Annotated in this window: 6 protein-coding genes and 2 pseudogenes; all 8 read left to right on the top strand. The window is 72.6% G+C overall.

Going from position 1 to position 11218, the window contains the following annotated elements; translation table 11 throughout:
• Positions 1-1166: pseudogene (locus ND747_RS27955) on the top strand (hypothetical protein); the annotation flags it as partial.
• Positions 1163-1471, top strand: a complete 309-nt coding sequence (locus ND747_RS27950) for a hypothetical protein (protein WP_251737251.1) — start codon at positions 1163-1165, stop codon at positions 1469-1471. The pseudogene ND747_RS27955 and the gene ND747_RS27950, both read left to right, overlap by 4 nt.
• Positions 1468-2655, top strand: a complete 1188-nt coding sequence (locus ND747_RS27945) for a hypothetical protein (RefSeq protein WP_251737250.1) — start codon at positions 1468-1470, stop codon at positions 2653-2655. Before ND747_RS27950 ends, ND747_RS27945 begins: the two co-directional genes overlap by 4 nt.
• Positions 2656-2660: 5 nt before the next feature.
• Positions 2661-3755 carry a hypothetical protein gene (locus tag ND747_RS27940; RefSeq protein WP_251737249.1) on the top strand — a complete coding sequence of 365 codons (1095 nt, stop codon included), beginning with the start codon at positions 2661-2663 and terminating at the stop codon, positions 3753-3755.
• A gap of 16 nt (positions 3756-3771) precedes the next feature.
• On the top strand, positions 3772-5205 hold the full coding sequence (locus ND747_RS27935) for a cell envelope integrity protein TolA (RefSeq protein WP_251737248.1): 1434 nt from the start codon (positions 3772-3774) through the stop codon (positions 5203-5205).
• Positions 5202-8426: an FtsW/RodA/SpoVE family cell cycle protein gene (locus ND747_RS27930; RefSeq protein ID WP_251737247.1), complete on the top strand. Its 3225-nt coding sequence runs from the start codon at positions 5202-5204 to the stop codon at positions 8424-8426. Before ND747_RS27935 ends, ND747_RS27930 begins: the two co-directional genes overlap by 4 nt.
• The gene (locus ND747_RS27925) at positions 8423-9811 is read left to right on the top strand and encodes a hypothetical protein (RefSeq protein WP_251737246.1); all 1389 of its coding nucleotides are present in this window, start codon (positions 8423-8425) and stop codon (positions 9809-9811) included. Before ND747_RS27930 ends, ND747_RS27925 begins: the two co-directional genes overlap by 4 nt.
• A gap of 5 nt (positions 9812-9816) precedes the next feature.
• Positions 9817-11218 (top strand): annotated as a pseudogene (locus tag ND747_RS27920) (hypothetical protein); the annotation flags it as partial.

Here is an 11218-nt window from a genome sequence, read left to right as displayed (position 1 = left end):
GCCCCGCGCGGCCCGGCGGATTCGGCCCGGCCGGCGGCGGCCCGACCGGCGGCGGCCCGGTGTCGGGCACTCTCAACCCGGCCGGCGATGGCACCAGCCTCGGTGTGAGCTCCGCCGTGGGCCGCCACCTGCTGGCCCACCAGGGGGAGCTCGCGGAGATCGTGACCGACGACGTCGCCGCCGCCATCCGCACCGTGCTCAACACGCATGGCGAGGAGATCGCCCGGATGCGCCGTGACGACCTGGGCCGGGACGTCCACGACGCCCTGCACGCCCTGCTCACCGCCTACGACCGGCATCTGGAGCAGCGCGGCCCGCTGGCATCGCCGCCGTTCGACGCGGATCCGCGTCGACGCTCCGAACTCGCCCGCAGGGTCTGGCAGGGCTCCCCGGACCTCGACCGGCTGCGCCGCGCCACCGCAGGCCATCCGGATCTGCTGCAACTCACCAACGAGGAAGACCTGCGCCTGCTCGATCCCACCCCGGACACGGCGACGTTCGTCCGGTTCATCCCGCGTATCGCCGGCCCCGGACGGGACGAGGCCGCCGGCTCCCCCGACATCGCCGGCCTCATCCGGCTGACCGAGCTCACCCCCGGATCCGCCCGACGGGCGAGCCCCCCGCCCACACCGCGGCAGCGACCCGCATCCACGCCGACCCCCCCACCGGCGCAGTCGACGCCGTCGCCGGAACACGACGGCCTCCCGCCGGCGGGCGAAGCACCCCCCGCACCACCGACGCCGACGCCGACGCGGCGTCCCGCCGAGACGGCCGCGGACGAGGTCTGGTCGGGCGAGACAACCGTCGGAGCCCCCGGCGCATCACCGGCCGCCGCGGCCTCGACCAGTTCGGCCCCGGTCGAGAACGTCCCCGCCGGGGCTGTTCCGGCCGAGGACATCCCGGCCGAACCGGGCCCGTCCACAACCGTTCCCGCCGAGGACGCCGCGGCCAGGGCTGTTCCCGAGGCGGTCGAGACGCTGGTGGCGTCGCCGCCGGTGCGGCCGGCTCCGCTGACCGCGGCGAGGCCGGGGGCGGCCGGACCCGTCCCGTCGGACGTGCGCACCGCGCCGCGGCCGGACCTGCCCGCGGCGACACCCACGGCGGTGCCTGATCCGGCGCCGGCACGACCGGAGCACACGCCGACCGAGGATGACGATCTCTGGTGATCCTCCAGCTTCTGATCATTGTGGTGATCCTGGGCGGCCTCGGCATCCTGGTCGCCTGGCTGTGGTGTCTCCCGAGCGGGCCCGGCTCCCGCTGGCAGCCCGACCCGACCAGCCCGGGCGACGAACCCGGCGGCCGCGGTCTTGGCCGGCAGGACGGCGCGAGCGGCACCGGTGGCGGGCAGCGGACCGGTCCGCCGGAGCGCCCGCCACTCGGCCACCAGCCGGGACGCGCCCAGCGCATCGCCGCCGCCGATCCGCAGGGGCCGTATCGGCAGACCGGCCCGAACGGTAAGCAGACGCGGTGAGCGACCTCGAGACGTTGGCGTTTCGCCGTCCGGATGGTTCGCGAACCGTCTGGGAGGTCGAGATGGATCCGGGGCCGCCCGACGAGACCAGGAACTTCCGGACCCGGCGCGGGCTCTACCAGAACTTTCCGATCGCCATCCGCTACGCGATCGGCGGGGAGAACGCCGAACTACCGCTGGAGAACGCGATCGCCACCGGCCTCCGGATGCTGCGCCGCTTCGGCGCCGACCGGCACTTCCCGTGGGAACCGGGCGCCGCCGACTACCCGTGGCAGCTGTCGCGCCTGTTCGGCTACGAGGTCGACCAGGAGGAGCCGTTCGCGATCACCGCTGAGTACGGGGTACCGATCGACGAGCTCACCAGCCCGCTGTCCTCGCCGGACGACCTGCAGGAGTTCGCCCGGGGCCTGGCCCGGGGCCTGATCCTGCTCGAGCAGCTGGGGATCTCCCACCGCCAGCTGCGCGGCAACACCCTGCACTGGGACGCCACCAGCCGGACGCTGCAGATCAACCGGTTCGAGTACGCGCGCCGCCTCGGCGAACCGCGCTCCAGGCTGGCACAGATCACCGTGCCGGCCGAGCGGACACCCCGCGAATGGGCGTCGCCGGAGCAGATTCTCGGTCGCGGGTTCGTCGATGCCGGTGACGACCTGTACGCCGCAGGCTGCGCGCTGCTGAGCGTCGTCACCCCGAACGGCCTGCATGTCGGACTCGGTGGCCGGCCCGACATCGCTGCCAGCGGCATGCCGTGGCTCGGGCAGATCCTGCAGGGCGTGTTCGACGCCCCGGACGCCAGACCGACCGCCACCGAGGTGCTGCGCCGGCTCGGGCAGGTCATGCGGCCCGACGAGCTGCCCCGCTACGAGCCGGACGCCCTCGCCGAAGGCCGCCGCGCCTATGACCAGCTGATGGCCGCCAAGGGGCAGCCGGCGCCGTCCCGTCCGACCATCCCGCCACCACCGTCCTCGCCGCCACCGAACGGGCCGACGGGCGGCCACCGGACGTTCGGACCCGGCCCAGGCGGCCCGACCGGTCCGCGCACCGCACCCGGTCAGGGCGGTTACACCGGCCCGCACGAGATGACCGATCCGGAGACGCAGACGCAGACGCAGCCACCGCCCCACGGCAGACATTCCGCGGACAACGAACGTCGGCAAAAACGGCGCCGACGGGACCGGAGGTGACCGCGATGCCCGTCAACACCACGTCCCCGGACACGAAGACGGTCACCTGTGTGATCTGCCTGGAGGAGTTCGAGTGGGACGGGCGCGAGGCGTACCGCCGCGAGGCGAACGGACCGACCGCACGGATCACCCTGCCGCCTCGGGACAGCGCGAAGTGGGCGGCCGAGGTGCAGGGTGCCGTGCTGCGCTGCCCGAACGAGATCAACCGGGTGCCGCACTACTTCCCGGTGGACTTCGTCCTGTATGACCGGCCGGTCGTGATCGGTTTCGTCGGCACCACCATGGCCGGCAAGACCTGCCTGCTCGCCGCCATGTCCGGTGAGATCGACCGCCAGCGGCTCGGCCCGCGTGGGCTGGGCACGATGCCGGTCAACCTGACCGAGCACCACAAGTACCGCACCGAGGTGGTCGACCCCTTCTTCGACGAGGGCATCGCCCCGCCACACACCCCCCGCAGCGAGCTGGTCACCTACGCCGATGCGGTGCTGATGACCACCAACACCGGCCGCACGTTCCCGCTGGTCTTCTTCGACGCCGCCGGCGAACAGCTACGGGGCCTACAGCAGGACTCGATGGCCCTGCGCTTCCTGCACCGGGTGGACGGCCTGCTCTTCGTCGTCGACCCGGACCTGATCGGCGACGGCAGTGGCCGCGCGGGCACCGGTATCCTGGACGACCCGACGTTCAGCGCCACGATCGCCGGCCTGCGTTTCCGCCCGATGCAGGGCGGCCGGCTGCGGGTCCCGGCCGCGATCGCCATCACCAAGTCGGACACGCTGCGCTTCACCTCGCCGGTCGACCGGTGGCTGAGCCGGCCGACACCGGCAGGCGTCGACCGGGACGCGATCCGGCAGGAAAGCCAGGACGCCTACGCGTTCCTGCACCAGCGCCGGGCCACCGCCTGGCTCGCACCGGTCGACCGGTTCCAGTGGTGCACCCTGCACTTCGTCTCGGCCAGCGGCGCGTCCTATCTGACGGCCGACGGCACCACGAAGGCAGGCCGATTCGTCCGACCGGCACGGCCACGGCGCGTGCTGGAGCCCCTCATGGCCCTCCTGGCCATGATCGAGGAGCACAACGAGCACGCACGGGGGGACTGACGGTCCGATGGATGGCATGGATCAAGGCGTTGTTCACCAGGTGATCCTGCGGTACGACCGGGAGGCCGGCGGGTTCCGCCCGGCCGCGTCGACGCTGCCGCCGGACGACCGCGTGTTCGCCAGCAGCCAGTTGTCCACCCTTGCCGACGCCGCCTACCGCAACCAGGACGCGCACGTCGGCTCGAGCTTCTGCTACGCCAAGGCATCGGACGGCCGCGGCCTCGTCCTGCACCGCTTTCCGGACGCCGGCCCCCATCGCCTGTCGGCGGCGACACACGTCCTGGTCGGCGAGGTGTTCGCCGGCATCGCGCTGGGGCTGGCATCAGGCTGGCCGCACTGGTGGCGCGGCGGCCCACTGCCCACCCTGTACCCGCTCGACCGCAGGCACCTTCTCGAGCAGGCAGAGGAGCAGCTGCGTCAGCAGCAGCTCCTGGCCCGCTCCCGCAGCATCGAGGAGGAGCTCACCCGCCTGGTAGCCGCCCTGGTCGACGTCGGCTCGGCGCCACTCGCCGTCACCGGCCACACCCACGAACCGACACTGCTCCTGATCGCCGCCCGGGAAATCCTGCGCGAATGGGCCAGCAGCGACTGGAGCTTCTCGACCGGCGAACCAGTCCAGCACTCCGGTGTCCGCATCACCTTCATGCTGCCGGAAGGGCACACCACCTCCGACGGCTATGTCGACCTGAGCAGCTACCCCCATCAATCTCCGCAGCTCATCAACATCGCGAACCTGGTGCGCGCCTACGTTAACTCCCAGGACGCCGCCGCCTGGGCAGCCCTGGTGAGGACGGCGGGGATCAGGACCCTCGACGACCTGCTTTCGTGGGCCGAGGGCTTCGCCCCCGAACCTGACACCGAAGACCTGCGGCGCACCCTCACCGACGCCCACAACCAGCAGGTCAGAGCACTGGAGGCTGCCTCGCAGCAGGCCCTGGAGGCGCTGCGCAGCCAGGTCGCCGAGTTGGAGAAGCAACGCAACGACGAGCGTCAGGCCAACACCGCTCAGCAGAATCGGTGGGTCGAGGCACACAAGAAGGTCGTGGACGAGAAAGAACAGAAAGACGCGCAGCTCGCAGCGCTCCAACTGCACGCGCAGAAGGAAGAAAAGGAGAAGGAGCGTCTCGCCGCGGAAAACGCCTCCCTGCGGCGTGACATCGACAGTCTGCAGGACAGACTGACGACCTTTCCGCCGACGACGAATGTGCCCGCCGGTCAGTTCGGATCGGGCCGGCCCGATCCGAACGAGACCGTGCGTCCGCACCCCGGTTCCCACACCGGGCCGCTGCCACGGACTGGTGCCGTCGTCGCACAGCCGCACGAAACAGGCAGCAACGAAGCTGGACGGGCCACCGTGCCTGGTCGCCAGGGGGACGTGCGGGCGCTTGTCGTCATGTGTGTCGTCTTCGTTTTCCTGATCCTGCTGGCGTTCTTCGGTGGGCAGCAGTGACGACGCGCCGGTCGCGCAGTCCGGTCCCCGCCGCTGGGATCTGGGGGCTGCTCGGCGCGCCCGTTCGATGGGCCTGGACCGGGGCGGTCGCCTTCGTGCCGGCGCTGATCGCCTACCTGCTCGTCGCCGGCCTGCAGCGGCACCGGCCGGATCTGGGCCTGTCCGTGACCGGGCCCGTCGTGGTGATCATCGCCCTGGCCGGCTGGATCACTCTGCGGGCAACCGTCTCCGTCGCGGACCTCCCCGCCCGGCCTGCTCCGTCACCAGCTCGTCCAACGACAGGCCGGGAACGGACGAGCCGCTCGTCGACGGGCCGTTGGACGACGGGCCGCCTGGCACTGGGCCGCCGGCCGGAGTTCGGGGATCTGGCCCGGCTTGCGGTGCCCCTGGTCGGCGGCGTCTACCTGCTGGTGGCCGTCGGCGTGCTGGTCCGACTGCGCCTGTCCGGCCTGGCGGGCAGCTCCCGCGTTCCGCTGGCCGGGCTCACCGTGTCTCTCGCGATCGGCAGCGCCGGTCTGGTCGCCCTGGTCGTGCTGGTGCGCTCGCTACAGCCCGAGCGCGTCGCGCGGATCACCGCCGACGGCCGGGGCAGTCCCGGCCCGGCCGGCGTCGCGATCGTCGTGGCGGCGCTGGCGGTCGTGGTACTCACCATCCTCGGTCGGGACAACGACGCCAGGTTCGGCTGGGGCGCCGAGCAGATCCGGCCCGCCTCCCTCGTGCCGCTGCTGACCGTCACCGCCTTCGCCGTCATCGCGGCGATGTGGACCCGCCGGCCCATCGACGACGACCAGCGGGGTGTCCCGGTCTACCTGATGCTGGTCCTGGTCGCCGGCGGCGCCGGGCTGGTCCTGGCGTTCGGACCCGACGATCCGAGCCCGTCCGTCGCCGCCGCCGTCGGACTGACCTGGCTCGTCGCCGTGCGCACCGGAAGCCGCCGGGCACCGGCCATCGGACTCACCGCCATCCTCGCCGGCTACGCACTGTTCGCCACGCTGTCTGGCTCCCTGGTCCACAATCCCTACACCGACCCGAACACCCCCGACGCCCACGCCGCCCTCGCCCTGGCCCGCGCCGGCGCCTTCGGCCGCGGACCAGGCCAGGGCCTGGTCGAGTCCTACGGCTCACACGGCACCGTGCCCAGCCGGTACGCCCTCAACGTCGTCGCCGAAGAACTCGGTCTGATCGGACTGCTCCTCGTCCTGGCCGTCACCATCCTCATCGGCGTACTGCTGGTCCGACTCGCCACCCGCTGCGGCCACGGACTCCTCGGCGCCTGGGCCCAAGGGCTCACCGCCGCCACCCTGATCACCCTCGCCCTCCCCGTCCTCGCCCTGCTCTACCCCACCCTCGACATCGACGTCTCCCCGCCCGCCATCGCCCCCGACAACCTCGGCCTCATCGCCCTGCTCTGGACCATCGGCGCCCTGCTCGGCGCCGCCAGCCGCAAGGCCGACACAGCCCCGTCCGAGCCCGCGCCCCACCCGGGCAGCGTCATACCGACGCAGCGGGTGTCCCAGGCTGCGGCCGACTCGTTCCTGGACGGCCTGCGCACCCGCGTCGGCGGCCTAGTGGTGGAACCGGTGGTCGTGGGCCTGGCCGTGATCGCGATGCTCGTCGCGGTACCACTGTCCGCCACCGCCGCAGACCACAGACGAGCGACGGCCGACCGGGGAAACATCCTGGCCACAACCGCCGCCAACACGGCACGCACCGTCCGACTCTCCGTGCGGTGGCCCCAGCCGGCGGCGCTGGTCGACGACGCGACCAGGCGTGCGGTCGACGGGACCGTCACCACAACGTACCAATGCCCGGCACAGGCATCCGACCGGGTGACCGGCGCCACCTTCAGCTTTGGACGAGGCTGTCCGACGGCACAGCTGGTGTCCACGCTGGACGTCGACGCGCAGACCGCCGCGAACAACGCCATCTACGCCCTGCCCAACGGCGTGCGCGCGGGGACCGTCGCGATCGACATCAGCGACGGGCGCCTGCTCGTCCTCGCCGACGGCACCGGCACGACCTACCTCTCCGCCGCCGACCCGCCGTCCGACGAGGCGACCCCGCCGCAGCCCGGGCACCAGGCACCTCCCACCAACCGACCACGATCCACAGCGCCGGGCAATCCCAAGGAATCCGGCAGCGCCCTGCCCCAGGAAAGGATCGCCGCGTCCGCCTCCGTGGGCACGGACGCGGGGGTGCCGGCGGGTGTGGGTGACGGCGACGAGGCGCCGCAGTGGTCCACGGCGGTGCCCACCGGCGAAAAACTGATCAGCGACCTGCTGAACGCAAGCCCCGCCCTCGCCCAGGCACTGCTCGCCGACCTACGCGCCGACGCACTGACCCGCAACCGCGCCGGCATCGCGAACTACCTCGACGTCCGGCCAGACCTGATCAACCAGGCCATAGCCAGCCCGCTGGCCAAGGACGACCACTTCGCGCTCGTCCTCAGCGCGGCCGACACCATGATCAAAGAAGATTTCCAGGGCTGCATCACCCTCGACCACCTCGACAAGGTCAACAAGCCGCAGAACCACACCCCCCACTTCGCCCCGGCACCCAGCTGCGCGGTGCGCCTGGCCAAGCTCATCCTGGCCCGCGGCGCGGTGGGCAGTCCGCAGCCCGGAGCCGTCCGCACACTGATCGATCGGTGGATGCTCACCGGACCCGCCGGCACCGCCCTACACGACGAAGGCCTGGGAACACGAATCACCGAAGCCTCCGGCCTGCAGACCAGCAACAACCCCACCTGCGACGGGGACACCGGCTGCCTGCGCACAAGCCCCCTGCAACTCGCCACCGTGCTCGCCGGCCTCATCAACAACGCCAAACCCAGCGACCTGGCCCGACCCGACAAGTCGCCACCTCCCTTCCTCCTCACGACACAGAGCGGACCGGAAACCCAGGCACGACACAACGCAACGCCGTGGCATCGACCAGGATCGACCGCGCCACGATCCGATCCCACCCACCAGCCGTCCCCGTGGGCCCTGGCCGGGCTGTCGAAGATCCCCGCCATGTGGACCAACGACACGGCCTCCCTCGACGCCTCCACCGGCGGCGCCAGCTGGTCCGTACGGGTCCTGCCCAAAACCGACGAGCACGGCAGGGTCGTGCTCGTCAGCTACCGCACGTCCAAGGGCACCCCCCAGCCGGACGAGAAACCGGCGTCAACCCTGACCGCCCCGGTCGCCGACGCCCTGGCCAAGGACGGGCACGGGTGAGTGATCCGACCGTGCCGCTGCGCGCTTCCCGGTGGGGAGGCCGCCACGACGGCGATCGCACGACCAGTCGGATCGGGTTGTGGGGGGCGACCAGCAGTGGGAAGACGACGATGCTCGCCGCCCTGCACAGCGCCCTGTCCGAGTCGACCGGGGACGGGCGGGACTGGGTCCTGTTCAGTGGCAACCCGACGACCACGACGTTTCTGGCCCGGGCCCGCGCGCAGCTCGCCCGGCGGGAGTTTCCCGCGCCCACCGCCTACGAGGCCAAGGAGCTGTCGCTGCGGCTGCTGCGTTCGCGGCGTTCCGGGGTGCTGCGCCGGCTGGCGCGTCGACCCGCGCGCCGCATCGAGTTCGAGCTCACGCTGATGGACGTCAGCGGCCGGATGTACGACCCGTCGGTGTTCGGCGTGGATCTCGGCCGACCCGGAGACGACGACCGCGACTCCGGTTCGGCCTTCGCTTCGGGCTTCGGCCCTGGCTTCGGTGCCGGTGCGGCCGGGTCGTCGGACGATCTGTTTCCGTCCGAGGACCTGTTCGCGGGCGAGGCGGAGGCCGGGGACGCCGTCGAGAAGCTCGTCGACCATCTGGCCCGCGCCGACGGCATGGTCTACCTGTTCGACCCGGTGCGGGAACTCGGTGACCGCGACTCGTACCAGTATCTGGAAACCATGCTCGAACGGGTGCTGCAGCGCGCCGACGAGCTCGGCCGGATGCCCGACGGGAAACTGCCGCACTATCTCGCGGTGTGCATCACCAAGCTCGACGACCGCCGGGTGTTCCACCGCGCCTACGACGGTGGTTTCGTCTCCGCGAGCGACGACGAGGCGATGCTCCCCCTCGTCACCTGCGAGGATGCGGCCGACTTCTTCCAGTACCTGTGTTCTCGGGAGACCATGGGACGCCACGCCGGCAGCGGGCCGAAGGTGCGCGGCAGCATCGAACGGCATTTCCATCCCGGCCGGGTTCGTTATTTCGCCAGCTCGTCGATTGGTTTCTACGTCGGCCGCAGCGGGATGTTCCGCATTCAGGACTTCGACAACGTCGAACAGGTCGGCGGTCAGCCGCGGATCCGCGGCGAGCTGCGCCCGACCGGAGTGATCGAGCCGTTTCTCTGGCTGACCGAGTCGATCCGGTCCACCCCGCCGCCGTCCGCCGAGCCGGATCCGTCCGACCAGGCCCGGGTCGGCGGTGGCCAGCCCACCGCCCCCACCGCACCTGCCGGCCGCGGGCCGGTACCCGCCCCCGACATGCCGCCCCCACGTGCCGAGGACGAGGCGTTCACGTCCCCCGGTTACGGCCCGCCCCCACCCTGGCACCGCGACGACGACCGCACCAGCGGCGGGATCGTCACCGATGGCACCCACAGCCCGGGTGACGGGGACTAGGCACGGTGGGGAGGCGGGTCGAGGCCGGCTGGGCCCTCTACGGCAAGATCGCCGGTTCGGCCGACGACTACCGTGTGCTGCGGGCGAGCGGCGCCTACTTCAGCCGCGCCGACTACGACGCCATCCTGCGCCGGTTCGTTCCCGGCACACCGCCGGCGCCGTCCCGAGAGTCCGAACCGGCCGCCCTGCCGTGGGCGACGATCAGCTACGCCCCGTTGCGTCCGGGCTCGGCGCCGCCGGCCGGCAGCGCAACCGTGCAGGGTCTCGCGGTCTGCGACTGGACCCGGCTGCGGGACGCGGCCGGCCGGCCGGTGTCCGCGACCGCCTACCTGTGCGCGCCGTTCGCGTCGCTGGCCGCCGTCCCGGTCAGCTACCAGAGCCTGTTCCGCACGCTGCGGGACGACCCGGCGGTGGGCGCCGTACTCGGCGGGCAGGCGGTGGGCACCGGTGCGGGTGGCACGATCCCGCTCGACCTGACCCTCGGTTTCGACGCCGACGCGATCGCGGCGCCGCTCGACGCCGACGACGAGGCCTTCCGCCTCGCGGCGGGGATCGCCGCGCTGCTGCTGCGCCAGCCGGTGGCACTGGTCGGGGCGCCCGCATCCGACCCGACGGTGCGGATCAGCGAGCGGCTGCGGTTCCTCGACGCGGTGGCCGCACTGCTGCCGTACGGGCAGCGCTCGCGTCTGGTCGCCAGCACCTGGGCGGACGCGGGCAGCACCCACCGCATCCGGCTCGCCTACACAGATCGGGCCCGGCCCGGTGACGCCGAGGTCGTGCTCCCCGGCCCGCACCGGGCGGCCCGGCTGCCGCCGCTGCCGCGCGGCGCCGCGGAGTACCGCGCGCTGCTCCTTGACCTGCGGGGACGCCACGGGCTGACCGCCGCACAGATCGTCCGGCATCTTGCCGCCGGACCGTACCGGCCCGGCCACCATCTCGACGACCCGGACCATGCCCTGCTCACCCTCGCCGACCTCCCCGGCCCGGCCTTCTTCGCCACCTGCCTGCCGGTCGCCGCCCCCACCGGTCCCGCCACCCCGGCCGGTCCGCCTGACCCGGCCGATCTGCCTGCCCCGGCCGATCTGCGTGTCCCGGCCGATCTGCGTGGTACGCCCGCGTCGGCGGGCACACCCGGTCCGGCTGGCGTGCCCGCCCTGACGGTCGCGCCGCTCGCGTCGCCGGGGGCCCTCCGGGAGCTGGTCTCGGCGACCACCGCGATGGTGCGGGCCCAACGGGTCCGACGCCGGCTGCTCGCCGGGGCGTCCACCGGGGCAGCCGACCAGGCGGTGCTCGTCCGGGTGGCCGCTCATCCCGCGGGCCCGGCCATCGCCCTCGAACTCGTCCGCCGGGCCATCGAGGACGATCTGCGCGACGAGGCCGCCGGACGCGCGCCCGACGCCGCCGGGG

Source organism: Frankia sp. R82 (assembly GCF_023716925.1).
Taxonomy (GTDB): Bacteria; Actinomycetota; Actinomycetes; order Frankiales; family Frankiaceae; genus Frankia.
The sequence above is the reverse complement of the archived record's forward strand: the minus strand, read 5'-3'. Positions and strand labels throughout refer to the sequence as shown.